This window comes from Oryzihumus sp. (assembly GCF_054325275.1).
The window spans coordinates 1-17,188 of sequence record NZ_JBTCWL010000078.1 but is presented as its reverse complement, the minus strand read 5'-3'; the positions used below and the strand labels follow the sequence as shown (position 1 = coordinate 17,188).

At 72.8% G+C, this 17,188-nt stretch carries 13 protein-coding genes; 6 read left to right on the top strand and 7 right to left on the bottom strand.

Features of this window, described 5'->3' with window-relative positions:
* Positions 1-1,577, bottom strand: a 1,577-nt coding sequence (locus tag ACXVGS_RS16515; RefSeq protein WP_458537196.1) for an isoleucine--tRNA ligase, incomplete at its 3' end; no start/stop codon positions are given.
* A 319-nt stretch (positions 1,578-1,896) separates the two neighbouring features.
* Between ACXVGS_RS16515 and ACXVGS_RS16510 the strand changes: the two genes are divergently transcribed.
* On the top strand, positions 1,897-3,258 hold the full coding sequence (locus ACXVGS_RS16510) for an FAD-binding oxidoreductase (RefSeq protein WP_458535365.1): 1,362 nt from the start codon (positions 1,897-1,899) through the stop codon (positions 3,256-3,258).
* A gap of 3 nt (positions 3,259-3,261) precedes the next feature.
* Here the strand turns inward: ACXVGS_RS16510 and ACXVGS_RS16505 are convergent, their stop codons facing one another.
* The gene (locus ACXVGS_RS16505) at positions 3,262-3,711 is read right to left on the bottom strand and encodes a hypothetical protein (protein WP_458537195.1); all 450 of its coding nucleotides are present in this window, start codon (positions 3,709-3,711) and stop codon (positions 3,262-3,264) included.
* A 420-nt stretch (positions 3,712-4,131) separates the two neighbouring features.
* Positions 4,132-4,431, bottom strand: a complete 300-nt coding sequence (locus tag ACXVGS_RS16500) for a hypothetical protein (protein WP_458528260.1) — start codon at positions 4,429-4,431, stop codon at positions 4,132-4,134.
* A 212-nt stretch (positions 4,432-4,643) separates the two neighbouring features.
* Between ACXVGS_RS16500 and ACXVGS_RS16495 the strand changes: the two genes are divergently transcribed.
* Together ACXVGS_RS16495 and ACXVGS_RS16490 are read left to right on the top strand one after the other, a co-directional pair.
* Positions 4,644-5,735 (top strand): NADH:flavin oxidoreductase/NADH oxidase, encoded by a 1,092-nt coding sequence (locus tag ACXVGS_RS16495; RefSeq protein ID WP_458528259.1) that lies wholly within the window; start codon positions 4,644-4,646, stop codon positions 5,733-5,735.
* Between the two features lie 114 nt (positions 5,736-5,849).
* Entirely contained in the window at positions 5,850-7,463 is a 1,614-nt protein-coding gene (locus ACXVGS_RS16490) for a hypothetical protein (RefSeq protein ID WP_458537194.1), read from the top strand.
* Between the two features lie 121 nt (positions 7,464-7,584).
* Here ACXVGS_RS16490 and eccCa read toward each other — a convergent pair whose 3' ends face one another.
* Complete coding sequence (eccCa, locus tag ACXVGS_RS16485) at positions 7,585-11,553, bottom strand: type VII secretion protein EccCa (protein WP_458537193.1); 3,969 nt, start codon at positions 11,551-11,553, stop codon at positions 7,585-7,587.
* A 187-nt stretch (positions 11,554-11,740) separates the two neighbouring features.
* Between eccCa and ACXVGS_RS16480 the strand changes: the two genes are divergently transcribed.
* Genes ACXVGS_RS16480 through ACXVGS_RS16470 form a run of 3 tightly spaced genes read left to right on the top strand, consistent with a single transcriptional unit; the run spans position 11,741 to position 14,819 of the window.
* Positions 11,741-13,222 (top strand): hypothetical protein, encoded by a 1,482-nt coding sequence (locus ACXVGS_RS16480; RefSeq protein WP_458528256.1) that lies wholly within the window; start codon positions 11,741-11,743, stop codon positions 13,220-13,222.
* Between the two features lie 10 nt (positions 13,223-13,232).
* Positions 13,233-14,015: a hypothetical protein gene (locus ACXVGS_RS16475; protein ID WP_458534314.1), complete on the top strand. Its 783-nt coding sequence runs from the start codon at positions 13,233-13,235 to the stop codon at positions 14,013-14,015.
* A gap of 39 nt (positions 14,016-14,054) precedes the next feature.
* Complete coding sequence (locus tag ACXVGS_RS16470; protein WP_458528254.1) at positions 14,055-14,819, top strand: hypothetical protein; 765 nt, start codon at positions 14,055-14,057, stop codon at positions 14,817-14,819.
* Positions 14,820-14,886: 67 nt separating this feature from the next.
* Here the strand turns inward: ACXVGS_RS16470 and ACXVGS_RS16465 are convergent, their stop codons facing one another.
* The 3 genes from ACXVGS_RS16465 to ACXVGS_RS16455 form a co-directional block, all read right to left on the bottom strand.
* Entirely contained in the window at positions 14,887-15,342 is a 456-nt protein-coding gene (locus ACXVGS_RS16465) for a hypothetical protein (protein ID WP_458528253.1), read from the bottom strand.
* Positions 15,339-16,091: a hypothetical protein gene (locus ACXVGS_RS16460; protein WP_458528252.1), complete on the bottom strand. Its 753-nt coding sequence runs from the start codon at positions 16,089-16,091 to the stop codon at positions 15,339-15,341. The genes ACXVGS_RS16465 and ACXVGS_RS16460 overlap by 4 nt, the downstream gene beginning before the upstream one ends.
* Positions 16,088-17,188, bottom strand: a 1,101-nt coding sequence (locus ACXVGS_RS16455) for a hypothetical protein (RefSeq protein ID WP_458537192.1), incomplete at its 5' end; no start/stop codon positions are given. The genes ACXVGS_RS16455 and ACXVGS_RS16460, both read right to left, overlap by 4 nt.

Sequence of the window (17,188 nt, the reverse complement as noted above, 5' to 3'; positions counted from 1 at the left end):
ATGAAGGGCCGGTGCAGGTCGGTGACCTCGACGCCGAAGTCACGCTCGAGCTCCTCGAACGAGCCGTAGACGTCGATGCGCGGGAAGTTCGGGTCGTCGGACTTCCACACGGGGATCGGGCTGCCCCAGAAGCGGTTGCGGCTGATCGACCAGTCGCGGGCGTTGGACAGCCACTTGCCGAACTGGCCGTGCTTGACGTGCTCCGGCACCCAGGTGATCTGCTCGTTGAGCTCGACCATCCGGTCCTTGAACTTGGTGACCTCGACGAACCAGCTCGAGACCGCCTTGTAGATCAGCGGCTTCCGGCAGCGCCAGCAGTGCGGGTAGGAGTGCACGTAGCTCTCCTCGCGCACCAGCAGCCCGGCGGCCTTGAGGTCGTTGATGATCGGGCGGTTGGCCTCGAAGGCCTGCAGCCCCTGGTAGGCCGGCACCGCGGCGGTGAACTTCGCACCCTCGTCGACGGTGAGGATGGTCGGGATGCCCACCGCCTCGCAGGCCTTCTGGTCGTCCTCGCCATAGGCCGGGGCCATGTGCACCACGCCGGTGCCGTCGTCGGTGGTGACGTGGTCGCTGGCGATGACCTGCCAGGCGTTCTCGGTGCCCCACACCGAGGTGTCGGTGAGGAAGTCGAAGATCGGGGCGTAGCGCCGACCGACCAGCTCGGACCCCTTGTGGCGGGCCACGACCCGCTCGGCGGCGTCCTCACCCAGCTCCCGCGCATACGCCCCCAGGCGCGCCTCTGCCAGGACGTAGCGCGAGCCGTCGTGCTCGACGGTGACGTAGTCGACGTCCGGGCCGACCGCCATGGCCAGGTTGCTCGGCAGCGTCCACGGCGTGGTCGTCCAGGCGAGCAGCTTCTCACCGGTCTCCAGCGTCACCGCGACGGTGACCGAGGGGTCCTGGCGCTGCTGGTAGACGTCCTCGTCCATGCGCAGCTCGTGGTTGGACAGCGGCGTCTCGTCGTTCCAGCAGTAGGGCAGCACGCGCATGCCCTCGTAGACCAGGCCCTTGTCGTAGAGCGTCTTGAACGCCCAGATGACGCTCTCCATGTACTCCGGGTTGAGCGTCTTGTAGTCGTTCTCGAAGTCGACCCAGCGGGCCTGGCGGGTGACGTACTCCTCCCAGTCCTGGGTGTACTTCAGCACGGACTCGCGGCAGGCGGCGTTGAACTTCTCGATGCCCAGCTCGAGGATGTCGGCCTTGGTCTTCAGCCCCAGCTTGCGCTGCGCCTCGAGCTCGGCCGGCAGGCCGTGGGTGTCCCAGCCGAAGCGGCGCTCGACCCGGCGCCCGCGCATGGTCTGGTAGCGCGGGATGAGGTCCTTGACGTAGCCGGTGAGCAGGTGGCCGTAGTGCGGCAGGCCGTTGGCGAACGGCGGGCCGTCGTAGAAGACGAACTCGTTCTCGCCGTTCTCGCCGGCCGGGCGGCCCTCGATGGAGGCCTGGAACGTGCCGTCAGCCGCCCAGTACTTGAGGATCCGCTCCTCGATCTCCGGGAAGCGCGGGCTCGCGGCGACACCCTGCGGGCGCGCGGCGTCGGCGGACTCGGGGCTGAGGAAGTCGACCTTGGGGTAGGTCATCGCGGGCGTCTCCATCTCGTCGAAAGCGTCCGGCTCGTGGCCGTGCCTTTCGCGAGGACGACGTCCCCCGGATCGGTCCGGGAGGCACCGCGGTACCACCTCGCTTGCCGGACGCGGCCCCCGGTGGCGGGGACACGGCATACGGCCGCTCTGGTCGAAGGCTGTGACGGGCCCACCCGTCCGGTTCTAGTGAGGCCTCGCGGCCCGTTCTTCCGGAGGCTCGCCGGTGATGGCCGGGTCGACGCCTGTGCCCGTCAGTCTAGGGCAGCCGGGGCCCGGGTCGCGATGCGCTTGCCGGGCACCGGCATAGGGTTGGGCCGTGGCAGCGCTCCCCTCCTCGCTCAGCAGCCGTGTGGTCACCGACCCGGACGTCAAGGCGACGTATGCCGTGGACGAGTCCCTGGGTGCCGTGGCGCCGGCGGACTACGAGGTGGTCCGGGCCCGCGACCTTGCCGACGTGGTCGAGGTGATGCGCTTCGCGCAGGACAGCGGCACCCCGGTGGTGCCGCAGGGCGCGCGCAGCGGCCTGGCCGGCGGCAGCGTGGCGATGCAGGGCGCCGTGGTGCTCAACGTCGAGGCGCTCAACACCGTCCACGACGTCGACCCCCTCGAGGGCGTGGCCGTCGCCGGCCCCGGCGTCATCAACGCCGACCTGAAGATGGCCGCCGCGCAGGCCGGCCTGTTCTACCCGCCGGACCCCGCATCCTCGGCGTTCTGCACCATCGGCGGCAACGTGGCCACCAACGCCGGCGGCCTGTGCTGCGTGAAGTACGGCGTCACCGCCGACTACATCCGCGGGCTGCAGGTCGTGCTGCCCGGCGGCGAGGTGATCCGCACCGGCCGGCGCACCGCCAAGGGCGTGGCCGGCCTGGACCTGACCGGCCTGTTCGTCGGCTCCGAGGGCACCCTCGGCGTGGTCACCGAGGTGACCGCGAAGCTGGTGCCGGCGCCGGACCCGGCCCTGACGGTGCTCGCGACGTTCGACGACCTCGAGCGGGCCAGCGCGGCGATCATCGCCCTGCGCCAGGAGCGGCACCGTCCTTCCCTCCTGGAGCTCATGGACGCGGCGACGATCGCGGCGGTGCAGGCGGTCGCGGACTACGGCTTCCCGCAGGGCTGCGCCGCCGCACTCATCGTGCAGAGCGACCGGCCGGCCCACACGGCCGAGGACGTGCAGCGGTATGCCGCGGTGCTGCAGTCCGCGGGCGCCGCCGAGGTCGCGGTCGCCGACGACGTGCAGGAGGCGGACGCGCTGCTCGCTGGGCGCCGGGCGCTCAACCCCGCCCTGGAGGCCAAGGGGCACCGGTTCATCGAGGACGTGTGCGTGCCGATCGGGCGGCTCACCGAGCTGATCCGCGCCGGCCAGGACATCGCGGCCAAGCGCGAGGTCGAGATCACCATGTCCGGGCACGGTGGCGACGGCAACCTGCACCCCTGCTTCTTCTTCGACCCTGCGGTCGAGGGCAGCCGCGAGCGCGCCGAGGAGGCCTTCGGCGACCTGGTGTCCGTGGCGCTCGAGCTGGGCGGGACGATCACCGGCGAGCACGGGGTCGGCTCGCTGAAGTCCCGCTGGCTGGCCCAGGAGCTCGGACCCGCCGCGCTGGCGCGCCAGCGCGCGGTCAAGGCGCTGTTCGACCCGGCCGGGATCATGAACCCCGGCCGGGTCTACTGGAGCAGCTGAGCCTCAGGCCTTCTTGAGGTCGACCGTGAAGCCGCTGTCCATGAACAGGACCTTGAGGGTGTAGCCGTTGCCGGAGGCGTTGATCGTGCCGCCGGTCATGGCGTCCGACCACGACTTGTCGCTGACCGTCCAGCCCTTGCCGGGCAGCGCGGCGAGCATCTCGTCGTAGGCGGCCTTGCCGGCCGGCACCGTGTAGTCGACCATCATCAGCGCGTCGCTGACGTCGGGCGTTCCGGTGACCTTGGCGCCGGAAGGCAACGGCATGCTGTCGGGCAGCTTGACGTCCGCCCCGGCGGCGGCGTCGGCACCCGAGGTGGCGCCGGAGCCGGCCGAGGGGTCGGCGGCGTTGACGGTGGTCTGCTTGCCGCTGGCCGACGAGCCGGAGCTCGAGCAGGCGGTGGTGGTTCCCCCCAGGAGGGCCACGGCGGCGACGGCGATGATGAAGCGCTTCACGGTGAAGCTCCTAACCGTGTCGGTGGTCGTGCCGGTCACCCTAGGGCAACCGCGACCAACCGCACGCGCATGGACATATCGGGCATCAGCCCGCCGGGGCCCGGGTCAGCGCCGCCGCCGCACGGGTGGCGATGCCCTCGCGGGTCCGGTCGGCGCGCACTCGGCAGCCCATCTCCGCAGGTGCTCCTGGGAGGCCAGGAACAGGTCGAGCGGCCCGACGACGTCGCCGGGCTCCCACCAGCGCAGGCTCAGCCCGTCCGCCTCGACCCGGCGCGGCGGCGCCTGCGCCGTGACCCCTCGCTCATGGGCGGCAGTGTGGCACCACCCCCGCGCTCCCCGCGCGACGATCGTCGCGGCACCTTCGGCCCGGCAACGGCGCGAAAAGGCCGCGACGATCGTCGTGCGGAGCGTCAGACCCGCTCAGCTGCCGCGGACCAGGTCGTAGACCGGCGTGTACTTCGGGTCGGGCAGGTGCTCCGGCGGTGTCATCCCGCGCTCCTGCAGGAAGCTCATCATCTGCGGCACGAGCTGGCTGTCGCGGAACCGCTCGAACATCTCCGGGGAGTCCCAGATGTCCATCACGTGGCAGCCTTCGCCGGTCTCGGACAGCACGTGGCTGACCAGCCCCTCGGGGGCCTTGGTGCGCACGCCCATCTTGTCGCCGAGCGCCTCGATCAGCTCGCGCGGCATGGGCATGTCCATCTCGACCAGAACGGTCATGGCAGTACTCCTCACGGTGGATCGGGTCCCCGGCGCGCAGGGGGGCACCGGGCAGTCCCACGCTGCTCCGGCCACGGGTGCCCCGGCTCCACCCAAAGGCGCACGTGCCCGTGCGCACCCCGGTGTGCCGCGTGCGCACCCCGACAGGGCGGCATACCCGTGTGGACGGTGGAACCGGAATAGCCAGCGCGCGCAAGGACTTGGACCCTGACGTGACCTCCCTCTTCGAGCCGTTCCGACTCCGCGACGTGACCATCCGCAACCGCGTGTGGATGTCGCCGATGTGCCAGTACTCCGCGGCCGACACGGGCCCGGCGACCGGCGCCCCGACCGCCTGGCACGCCACGCACCTGCACTCCCGGGCCGTCGGTGGTGCGGGCCTGGTCATCGCCGAGGCGACGGCGGTCAGCCCCGAGGGGCGGATCAGCCCGCAGGACCTGGGGTTGTGGAACGACACCCAGCTCGAGGCCTTCGCACCGATCGTGGCGCAGGTCGCCGCCGCCGGGGCCACCCCTGGCATCCAGCTCGCGCACGCCGGGCGCAAGGCCTCGACGTATGCCCCGTTCGCCACGGGCAGCGGGTCCGTCCCGGTCGAGGAGGGCGGCTGGCAGACCGTCGCCCCCAGCGCGGAGGCGTTCGGCCACTACGCCCCGCCGCGTGCGCTCACCACCGTCGACCTCGACGCGCTGGTCGAGGACTTCCGGGCCGCGACCCGCCGCGCGGTGGCCGCCGGCTTCGAGGTCATCGAGCTGCACGGCGCGCACGGCTACCTGCTGCACCAGTTCCTCTCCCCCGCCGCCAACCACCGCACCGACGAGTACGGCGGTGACCTCGAGGGCCGGATGCGACTGCCGCTGCGGGTGGTCGACGCGGTGCGTGGGGAGCTGCCCGAGGCGCTGCCACTGGTCGTGCGCCTCTCGGCCACCGACTGGCTGCCCCAGGGAGAGGGCTGGGACGTGGACCAGAGCGTCGCGCTGTCCCGGCGCCTGAAGGAGCACGGCGTCGACCTCGTCGACGTCTCCAGCGGCGGGCTGGACCACCGCCAGCAGATCGAGGTCGGGCCCGGCTACCAGGTGCCGTTCGCCGCGCGGATCCGGCGCGAGGCGGGTATCGCCACCGGCGCCGTGGGCATGATCACCGAGCCCAAGCAGGCACAGGACATCCTCGCTGCGGGCGAGGCCGACGCCGTGCTGCTGGCCCGCGAGCTGCTGCGCGACCCGTACTGGCCGCTGCACGCCGCGCAGGCCCTCGAGGTCGAGCCGGCATCCACGCCCTGGCCCAAGCAGTACCTGCGCGCCCTCTGAGACCGCCCCGCCCCCGGTCCCGGGCGGCGCCAGCCCGGTAGGCTCCTGCGGCACCGCTTCGGGGGCCGGTGGGACGCCGGACGGCACGGCGCGGGCAGAGGGGAGCTCGACGCCGTGCGACTTCTGGGGACGCTTCGCGCACTGTTCACCTGGGTGGTGGGTGCGTGGCTGCTGGCCGCCGCCCTGGGCGGGCCGCTGCTGTGGTTCTGGATCTCACCGCTGGACAACCGGGGCCAGGCCATGGCCCTGCTCGCCGGGCCCATCTGCGCCCTGATGGCCACGCCCTACACCACCCGGCTGCTGCTGTTCGCGGCACGGGCCCTGCCTGCCGAGCCCACGCCCGCCCTGCTGCAGGAGCTGCGGTCGCGTGAGGTGGTGAACGCGCAGGTGTGGCTGAGCGCACGGATCGGGCCCGGTGAGGGCCTCGCGGTCCGAGGTCGGCGCCGGCGCTACCTGGTCCTGCCGTCGAAGGACGGCGAGACGGTCGACGAGACCACGCTCGCCGGGGTCGAGCAGGCCGCCCCGCAGCTCCGGTCCGGCAGCGCCGCCGTCGTGCCGCTGTTCGTCGCGCTCACCACGTGGCTGCGTCGCTGGGTGGACCTCGTGCGCTTCGGCCTCCAGGGCTTCACGACCCCGGGGATCGACTGGTACGTGCGGCCGGCCGTCATGGGCCTGTTCCCCATCTCCGTGGTCGCCGCCCCGATGGTCCTGGTGGCCTACGTGGCCTCGCTGCTCATGCTGCCCCTCGTCGGCCCCGGGACCGCCCGCCGGGTCGCCCGCGCGTTCGGCACCGAGGACGGTCGGCCCCGCGAGCTGGTCCGACACCGCTTCCGCTACGTCCCGGCCTGGGCGCACAACGGGTCCCGGAGCTTCACCACGTCCGAGACCGAGACGGTGCCGACCGACGCCGACCGCCGGCCCGGGAGCCCGGTCCACCTGTGGGGCCTGCCTCGGGCGGTGGCTGCCGGGATGGCCGAGACCTCGAGCCTGGTGCGGCTCCCCGTGGCCCTGCTCATCGTCATGATGGTCTACTTCGCGGCCACGTTCCCGGCGCAGCGACTGCTGTGGCACGGGGAGACGGCTGCCACCGGGACCGTGGTGCACGACGACCGGCCCTATGCCCCCGCACCGCAGCTGGTCGTGCGCACCCCCGACGGCCAGCTCCTGCAGGAGCTGCCCCAGGACTTCACCGTGCACGAGGGCCAGACGGTGCGGCTCGCCGCAACCGGGCAGGACGGCCGGCCCCACTACCGCCTGCGCGACGACACGGGGCTGAGTCGCAACCTGATCACCATCGGCGTCTGGCTGCCGCTGGCCCTGGTCCCCGCCTGGGCGCTGGACCGCATGGTCACGTCCGACCTGACCCGGCTGGGCGATGAGCGCAGCGGGGTCCGTCGCCGGCGATGGCAGGTCACCCTGACCCGCCTGCGTGCCCGCGCCGCGGGGGCCTGGCCCGCGGTGGGCGGCACCGTGGCGATCGGCGTGTTCGGCGGCTGGGTCGTCAGCCTTCCCGGCGCCCTCGTCGGCCGGTTCACGATCGGGACGGACGCCGGCAGCGTCATCGGCGGCCTCGTCGGCTTCGTCCTGACCGTGGCCGGGCTGGGCTACCTGTTCCTGGTGCGCTGGCCGGCCCGTCGTCGGCCGACCGGTGGCGGGCAGGCAGCGCGCTCCGCCGAGGCGCCCGAGCCTGCGGGCTCGGCGCCCGCGCCGTCGCGCCCCGTCGACTGAGCGCGGCCACTACGGCGGGCACACGGCATACTGCGGTATGTCGGGCCCGCGGCTGCGCCCCCGGGCACGACGAAGGGCCGGTCCCGGAGCACTCTCCGGGACCGGCCCTTGGTCGTGCGGGTCAGCGGTGGCGCGAGGGCGTCCAGGCCAGCTGCACGACCCGGTTGCCCAGCTCGCGCGAGACCAGCCGGCCACGACCGGGCACCGAGGGGGTCGGCTTGATCGAGCCGATGAGCGGGCCCTCGTCCGGGCTGCCCGAGAGCAGGATCCCCGGGGCCGCCAGGTCGCGCATCGACTGCAGCACCGGCTCGTAGAGCGCCCGGGCGGCGCCACCGGAACGGCGGGTCACCACCAGGTGCAGGCCCACGTCCGAGGCCTGGGCGAGGAGCGGCACCAGCGGGGTCAGCGGGCTGCCGGCCGAGGTCACCACGAGGTCGTAGTCGTCGACGAGGACGAAGACCTCGGCGCCGGTCCACCAGCTGCGGGCGCGCAGCTGCTCGGGGGTCACGTCCGGGCCGGGCAGCCGGCCGCGCAGGTAGCCGGCCAGGTCGCGGATCTGCTCGGTGGCCTGGTCCTCGGTGGTGAAGTAGCCGGCCAGGTAGTCCTCGGGGACCTCCCCGAGCAGGGCCCGGCGGTAGTCGACGGCGAAGATCTGCGCCTCCTGCGGGGTGTGCAGCCGCATCACCTCGCTGGCGTAGCCGCGCAGCATCGCCGTCTTGCCCGAGTCGCCGTCGCCGAACAGGAACAGGTGCGGCTCCTCCGCCAGGTCCAGGCCGACGGGCGCGAGGTCGGCCTCGTCGACGCCGAGCAGCAGGCGCCGGTCGTCGGCCCCGGCCAGCTCGCGCACCCGCTCCAGCCCGATCTCGGCGGGCAGCAGGCGCAGCTTCGGACCGCTCGGGCCCTGCCACGCGCCGTTGACGCGGGAGATGAGGTCGTCGACCCCGGCGCCGAGGGAGCCGGCGTCGCCGCTGTCGTCGACGCGCGGGATCGCGCCGAGGAAGTGGTGCCGGGTCATCTCCACGCCCCGGCCGGGACGGCCCTTGGGGATGTTGGCGGCGACCCGGCGGTCGATCTCGGAGTCGGTCGGGTCACCGAGGCGCAGCTCGATCTTGGTCCCGAAGACGTCCTTGACCTGGCTGCGGAAGTCCATCCAGCGCGAGGTGGTGGCGACCAGGTGCAGCCCGAAGGTCAGGCCGCGGCCGGCGAGCTCCTGGATCTGCGCCTCGAGCTCCTCGAACTCGGCCCGCACGGTGGGCCATCCGTCGACGACGAGGAAGACGTCGCCGTAGCCGTCGTCGGCGGTGCCCTCGGCCCGGCGCCGGCGGTAGGTCTCGATCGAGTCGATGCCCTGCGCGCGGAAGTAGGCCTCGCGCTGGTCGACGATGCCGCGGACCTCGGCGATGGTGCGGCGCACCACCTCCGGCTCGTTGCGGCTCGCGACACCGGCCACGTGGGCCAGCTTGGCCATCGGCGAGAAGGCGCCGCCACCGAAGTCGAGGACGTAGAACTGCGTCTCCAGCGGGGTGGTCGTCAACGCCAGCGACGCCACCAGGGCGCGGGCCAGGGTGCTCTTGCCGGAGCGGGGTCCCCCGACGATGGCCACGTGGCCGGCCGCGCCGCCGAGGTTGGCGACCAGGGTGTCGCGGCGCTGCTCCAGCGGCAGGTCGACGATGCCCAGCGGCACCACGAGCGAGCCGGCGCCGCGCCACTGGCGGCTGACCAGGCCCAGCGCAGGGTCGACGGACAGGTCGGGCATGAGCTGGTCCAGCGAGCTCGGCACGTCCAGCGGAGGCAGCCACACCTGGTGCGCCGGCCGGCCCTTGCCCCGCATCCGGGCCACGGCGATGTCGAAGACGGCACGGTCCTCCACCGGGCCGGTCTCGACCGGCTCGGGCTCGCTGACCTGGTTGAGGCGCAGCACCGGTGCTGCGGTGAACGGCAGGATCTCGCTGACCACGGCCGAGGAGCTGGCGGCCGCTCGGCGCCGCGACTTCGGCGGCCCGGAGACGTAGGCGGCCTTGAACTTCACCAGCGTCGTCTGGTCCGGCTTGAGGTAGCCCAGGCCCGGCACCGCGGGCAGCTCGTAGGCGTCCGGCACGCCCAGGACGGTGCGGGACTCGCCGGCGGAGAAGGTGCGCAGGCCGATGCGGTAGGACAGGTGCGACTCCAGACCGCGCAGCCGCCCCTCCTCCAGCCGCTGCGAGGACAGCAGCAGGTGCATGCCCAGGGACCGGCCCAGTCGGCCGATGGCCACGAACAGCTCGACGAACTCGGGTTTGGCGCTGAGCAGCTCGGAGAACTCGTCGGCGACGATGAGCAGCGCCGGCAGCGGCTCGAGGTCGGCGCCACCGGCCCGGGCCTTCTCGTAGTCGTGGATGTTGGCGAAGTTGCCCGCAGCGCGCAGCAGCTCCTGGCGGCGCACCATCTCGCCGTGCAGGGCGTCTTGCATGCGCTCGACGAGGGTCAGCTCGTTGCTGAGGTTGGTGATCACCGCCGACACGTGCGGCATGTCCGCCATGCCGGCAAAGGTCGCACCACCCTTGAAGTCGACCAGCACGAAGTTCAGCGACTCCGAGGAGTGGGTCATCGCCAGGGCGAGCACGAGGGTACGCAGCAGCTCGGACTTGCCCGAGCCGGTCGCGCCGATCACCAGGCCGTGCGGGCCCATGCCCTGCTGGGCGGACTCCTTGATGTCCAGGGAGACGACCTGGCCCTGGGCGCCGACGCCGATCGGCACCCGGAGCCGGTCGCGGGCCAGGCGGGGGCGCCAGGCGGCGTCGACGTCGTAGTCGCGCACGTCGCCCAGGCCGAGCAGGTCGACCAGCTCGGTGGCGGTGGCCAGGGCGTCGCGGCGCTCGGGCGCGGCACCGGCATACAGCGGGGCCAGCCGGCGGGCGGCGGCCTCGGCCTGCGCGATGGACATGGTGTCCGCCACGCCCTGGGCGGGCTCGCTGCCGACGGTGAGGATCTGCATCGGCGACAGGCCGGCATACGGCCCGCTCACCTGGGGCTGGCCGAGGGCCAGCCGCATCCGGCCGGGCGTGGTGAGCTCGTCCCAGCGCTCGGGCAGGTGCAGGACGGTGACACCGAGGACGCCCTCCTCGGTGACGATCGCATTGCCGGGGGGCACCTCGCCGCCGTCGACCACGAGCAGCACGTGCGGCAGGAGGGCCTGGTCGGTGCGCCCGAACCGGGGGCGCTCACGCAGGTCCTCGGGCAGCAGCGGCTCGAGGTCGGTCAGCGAGGTGGCGACCAGACGCGACTGCCCGACGCCGTCCCGCTCGCGCAGGCTCTGGCTGTGCGGCAGCCACTTGACCCACTCCCACTCCGGCAGCGCCTGCTCGGAGGCCACGACGGCCACCACCAGCTGGTCGGGGGCGTGCTGGGCGGCGACGGCGCTCACCATGGAGCGGGCCAGGCCACGGGTCGGCTGCTCCTCGCCGGTCACCTCGATGCGGGAGAAGAACGGCAGCGAGACCGCAGCCGGCAAGTCCGGCTGGATCCGGTGCGTGGTCAGCAGCCGGTGCAGCGCCGACGCCGCGACCGGGTCGAGCTGGGCCATCGGCGGGGTCTCGGGGGCCTCGAGGGAGATGCACAGCGGCTGGTTGGTGCGACCGAAGCGCACCCGGAGGAAGTCCTCGTCGGTGACCGCCCGCTCCCAGACGCGGGAGCGCTCCTCGCACAGCACGGGCAGCGCGTCGGGAGCCGGGTAGTTCCACTGGGCGGCCCTGCACTGGCGGCGCGCCGCCTCACGGACCGTCTCGCGGACCTCGGCCAGGTAGGAGAGGTACTCGCGGCGGGCCTCGCTGACCCCGGCGCTGTGCTGCTGCTTCTGGCGCCAGCCGCTGACGCCGACGAAGCCGATGGAGGCCAGGAGGAACATGCCGGCAGCGATGTAGCCCTTGACGCCGGGGCTGGCCAGCGCGACGAAGGCGATCGAGCCCACCGAGCCGAGCATCGGCACGGCGTTCATCAGCAGGCTGCTCGCGCCCTCGGACGGGGTGATCTCCGGCGGTGGCTGCAGGACGATCCGCCCCGACGGCACCTCGGGGGCCTGCTCGCGCGCGCCCCTGCGCAACGTGACTGCCATGTGTGTGCGCCTCCTGCTGTTCCGGCGTCCCCCACCGTCGCGACGGGACTCGCGCTTCCCCAGGCCGGCGTCACCGGCGAGCCGCCAACCTACCCTGTGGCCGCAACCCGTGACGACCGCCCGGCCCCCTGCGGCGCCGGGGGCACTATGGTGCTCCCGGAGCACGGACCGACAGGGGGAGGCTCGGATGACGTTGGCCGACGCTGCCGCACAGCGGGTCACCGTGGTCGCCGGAGGACGGCACCACGACCTCGTCGCCCCGTCCCAGGCGCGCGTCGGCGACGTGCTCCACGCCCTGGGCATCGCCGGGGACGAGCAGGCGTATGCCGTGTCCACGCCACTCGGGCGGGTGTTCGGCCCCTACGACCTGCTCGCCGAGGTGGCCGCCGAGGCGACCGTGCTGACGGTGGTCGACGCGCGCGGCACCGAGGGCCCGCGCGGCCTCGTCGACCTGGACCGCTCCCCCGGTGCCTCCGGCGGACGCGTCCGAGCCGTCGACCCCGCTGCCTCCGCGTCGGCGGTCGAGCCGGCCGCCCCTGCCGGGCAGCCGACCCCGGCCGACCGCACGGCGACCGCCTCCCCCGCCCCCACCGCCGGGCTGGCCCTCGCCGCCGTGCCCACCGGCCTCGCCCTCGTGGCGCTGGCCGTCCTCGGGACCAGCACGTTCGGCCAGCACCACACCGACGTCCCCTGGCTGTGGGGCTGCTCGTCCGCCCTCTTCCTCATCACGGCGATGGCCCTCGCCCTCCGGACCGGCGACGACCGCGCCTCGGTCGGGGCACGCCTCGTGGCGCCGATCCTCGGCGTCGCCGCCGGCATGAGCCTGCCGGCTCTGGACGCCGCGGGCGCCGGACGGGTCGCCCTCATCGCCGGCTGCACTGTCGGCGCCGTCGTGGCCGGCGTGGCCCGGGTCAGCTCCGGCGCACGCGACGGCGCCGCGCGGGTCGCCCTGGTCGTCCTGGCCGTCCTCGGCGTGGTCAACGTGCTGGGTGTCCTGCTCGAGTGGCCGGGTTTCGCCGTCGCCGCGGTGGTCGCGGGTCTGGCCCCGATGGTGGTGCGGATGCTGCCGTCGCTGGGTCTGGACGTCCCCGACGAGCAGCTTGTCGACACCGAGCGCCTGTCCACCACCATCTGGTCGGTCCGCGAGCCCACCCGCCGGCGCCGGCGCCGGATCCGCCTGCCCGAGCTACAGCACCGGTTCCGGGAGGCCCGGGACGTGGTCGCCGCGGGCACGCTGTGGGGCGCGGCGCTGGCCCCCGTCGCCCTGGCCGTGCTGCTGGCCACTCCCGACCGGACGAGCCTCTCCCGCTGGGGTGCGGTGGCCTTGTGCGCGCTGACCGTGATGGGCCTGGGCTACCAGTCGCGCGCCGTGCGCGACCGGCTCCCCCGGTTCGCCCTTCTCGGCGCGGGTGCGGTCGTCCTCGCCGAGGGGCTGTATGCCGTGGGCCAGCTCGCCGGGGCGGCTGCCGCCACGGGTGTGGTCGCCACGGTGCTGCTCATCGCCGTCCTCGCCCTCGCCGGCTCGCTCGCGTTCACCCGGGGCTGGAGCTCGCCGCGCCTGTCCCGGCTGGCCGACCTGCTCGAGGGAACGGCCGTCGTGTGCTGCCTGCCGGCCGCGCTTGTCGCCGGCGACCTCCTCGAGCTCCTCCGTCGGACCACCTCCGGTTAGTGGCCCCACGGTGACCGAGCCCAGCACCTGGCTGCCCGCCTCCGCTCCGGAGGAGAGGAACACCGGTCGCCCCCGCGGCAGCCTGCGGTTCGGCTACCGCCTGGCCCTGGTCCTCGCCTTCCACCTGGTCGTGGCCGCTGGAGCCTGGTGGGCGCTCAACCCCGACCTGGACAGCCGGATGGCCGCTCCGGGTGCCCTGCCCATGCTCGCCGGGACGACCGCGGGGCTGATCTTCATCGCCATCAGCCTCAACGTCTCCTCGCGCGTCCCCCTGTCGGGCGCGGTCGCGACATTCATCGCGTGCGTCGGCGCCCTTGTGGGGCTCATCCCCATGGTCGAGAGCGTCTACGCCAGCACGTCCATGACGCGGGTCGACGGCGCCACCGTCGTCAAGGCCGTCGAGCAGGACGTCGGCATGCAGCAGGTCGACTACCGGCTCCCGGACGGCACGGTCGAACGCGGCTACTTCATCAAGCGGTCCCGATCCTGGTGGCGCATCCGGAGCTACCGCCGAGCCCACCCATCCTGGAGCTGGACCTCCGGGGTGCGCGGTCCGTTCGACACGGTTCGACCGGGGGCCACGCTGCCCGTCCTGGTGGACCCGACGGGTCACGCCTACGCGCGCAACGCCGACGCCAACGGCAACCACACGACCGAGCTGGTCTACCTCGGCACCGTCGCCCCCGCCTGGCTCGTCCTCGAGGCCACGTGCGCGTCCGCACTGGTCCGCCGACGAAGCGTGGCCGAAGTGCTCGGGCGCGAGGCGGACGCAGAGGCCGGGCTGCCGTCGTGATCCCGGCAGGCAGCAGGCACGAGGAAGGAGACGGCCGTCATGGCTGAGAGCGCGTCCCTGTCCAGGACGATCGAGCAGGACGAGGATGCCCCCCGGGCCACCGCCTGGTGGGTGCGACTGGTGCTCGTGCTGGTGTTCCACGCGGCCGTGATCCTCGGCCAGTGGTGGGCCCTGGCACCGAACCCGGGTGACCTGTCGACGACCCCGGGGCTCGTCCCCGGACTCCTCGTCGCGGTGGCTTGGGTGGCCTGGCTCCCGGTGCTGTTCCAGGTCTCCCAGCGGGTCAACCTGTGGATCATGACGGCCGCCCTCTTCCTGGGGCTGGCCGGCCAGTGGGTGCTGGCACCTGCCGTCAGCGACTTCTACCACAACTTCGCCATGGAACGCGACGACGGGGCCGTGGTGACGAAGTCGGTCGCCTCCCCTGACAACGGCGTCACGCACGCGACGGTCAGGCTCTCTGACGGCCGGACCATGCCGGCGGTGCTGACGATCCCAGGGTCCTACGACCGCTTCACCCGGAACGCTCGCGGCTTCCTGCAGCCGGTGCACTTCGGACCGTTCGTCGAGGCCGGCGTGGGCTCCCACGGCCCGGTCCTCGTGGACCCCCACGGGATCTCCCCCGCCGTGAACGCCGACCGTGACGACACGACCCCGGCGGGCAAGCGCATCGCCCTGTGGTGGCTCGCCGGCGCCCTAGTCGTCTGGATCCCGATCGAGCTGCTCGTGCTCTCAGCGCTGACCCGCCGCAAGGCCTGGTGGGGGATGCCGATGAGCGAGATCCGAAGCCGACAGGCGAGCTGACGTGTGAAGCGGCGGGGGGCCGAAGCCACCGTCGCCTCCGCCGTCTTGACCGCCGCTGCGTCCGGGGTCAGTCCAGCGAGCGCGGGATCGACCGGATCTCGGCCAGCAACGCCTGCAGCTCGGCCTGATCCTGACGGACCGCCGCGAACGTCTCGTTCGTCGGGTCCTCGTCGTCGAGCTCGTCCTCCTGCATCACGGCGAGCGAGCGGGTGTTCTCCATGGCCGTAGCCCGGAGCAGGTCGGCGTCGGCCGACTCGTCCTTGCCGGTGAGGATCGCGTGGACACTGGTCTCGCCCAGGTCGATGCGCCGCTGCAAGCGCTGCCACTGCGGACCCAGCTCCCCGCGCCGGGCGGCGTCCGCGCGCTCCTCGTCCTGGCGCGACAGCTGCTCGCGCAGCTCGCGGAGCTCCCGGCCCTCACGGTCCGTCATGGCCTGGACCTCCGCGACCGAGGCATGGAGCTCGGCCAGGGCTTCCCGGACCTCGGTGATCGCGGCCTGCGCCATCCGCTCCGCCTCGCTCATGAGGACGTCCCGAACGTCTTGTCGACCGCGTCGTCGGTCGTCGCCATGGCGTCCGCCTTGAGGGCCACCGTCATCGTCTTGGCGACCTGGCTGAGGATCTTGAGCACGATGAGCACCTTGTGCAGCGCTGTCAGCACGGTCTTGACCCGTGTGAGCAGCATCTTGAGCAGCTCGTAGCCGCGGTGGATCTTGTCCCAGAAGGCCTTGACGTGGATCGCGACGTCCGCGGCACCAGCGATCCATCCGAACACCGGCACCGAGGCCTCGAGCGCGAGTCGCTCCACGATGTCCCCGATGAACGAGATCACGGTGGCGATGCCCTCGGCCACCGCCTTGGCCATCTCGATGAGGCCCCCGGTGAGCTCGCCGATGAGGGCGCACCCCTCGGAGTACGTGGCGTAGTTCTCGCCGAGGGAGGTCATCCGCTCGCGGAACGCGTCGCCGGCGTCACCCTTCCAGCTGTCCTGCGTCTGCCGCGGGAGGGCGGCGAAGTTCTTGCCCACACCCTGGCAGGCGATCGCCGCCTGGGCCCAGCCGCCCTTGGCCTCGCCGAGGGCGCCCCAGTCGCCGGCTATCGGCTTGACCAGCTCCTCGATCGGGCTGATGCCGAAGGCCTTGCGGATGAAGCCCATCAGGTGCCCGATCAGGAAGCCGCAGTCGTTCTCGAGCGTCTCGGTGAAGTTCTCGGCCCTGTCGACCTTCGGGTCGACCAAGGCACTCTCCGGCGCAAAGACCTCCGCGATGCTCACCAGGTACCTCCCTTGTCCTTCCCGCTCCAGGTCCAGGACCCGGAGTTCGACGGGCCACCGGCAACCTCGTGCACGTGGATGTCGTTCGCGGCAGCCCCGTAGAGCTCCTGACCGGCCTTGGCCGCCTCGGTGACCGTGCCGTAGGCCTCCTTGGCTTCCCCCATGACCTTGATGTCGTCCTTCAGACCCTGGGTCCAGGCGCTGCCGGGCCGCTTGTCGTTGACCACGTTGCCATCGGCGTCGGCAGCGCCCTCATAGCGCGTCCCGTCCGGCAGATGCGACCCGGTCAGGCGGTGGGTCTGGTCGTACCGGTGGTCGTAGTTCTCGGACAGGCCCTGGTATCGGGCAGCCGCTCGCTCCTGGCCCGTCTGCCCATGATGCCCACCCCGCCACGCGTCCCAACGGGCGCGACCGTTGTTGGCGAGCTCCAGTGTCTTGTCGCCGCCCCACTTCTTCCAGTCCCACCCCTCCTCCCGCCAGGTGTAGGGCTGGCGGTTCCAGTTGTGGGTCGGGTCGGTGCTCAGCGTCCCCTTCTTGAGGAACTGCGCTGTCCCTCCCAGCGCCGTGCGCGCTGCGCCCCACCCGTCCTTCACGTAGTTGCCGTCCACCTTGCCGTCGGAGGTGTTCCACTCGGACGGCTGCTTCCAGACCTCCTGCGGCGGGCCCAGCACCCCGCCACCCGCAGGCGGTTGGTAGGCACCGACCTTGATCCCGGCCGCCTTCTGCTGGGCCGCGAACCGCTCGTAGGCCTTGCGGTCCATCGCCAGGTAGGTGTGCTGCGTCTGCTGGATCTTGTCCGAGCAGTGGCCCGCGATCTCGGCGCCATGACCCATGCCGGTCGTCGCGCTGGAGAGGCAGTCGGTGTAGTGCCCCCGCATCGTCGACATGATCAGGCCGTCGAAGGCGCCGGAAGCAGTGCAGTGCTTGCCTACGTAGCTGCCGACGGCCGCCATGTGCTCCTGCTGCCGCTGGAAGAGCTGCTGGGCCAGGTCCATCTGGCCGATCTCGACGTCGTATCCCCCGCCACCCATGGGTGACTCCTCCCTCCGCTCGGAAACCCCGCTGTATGCCGGGTGCGCCGGCCCGCAGGCCGGCGC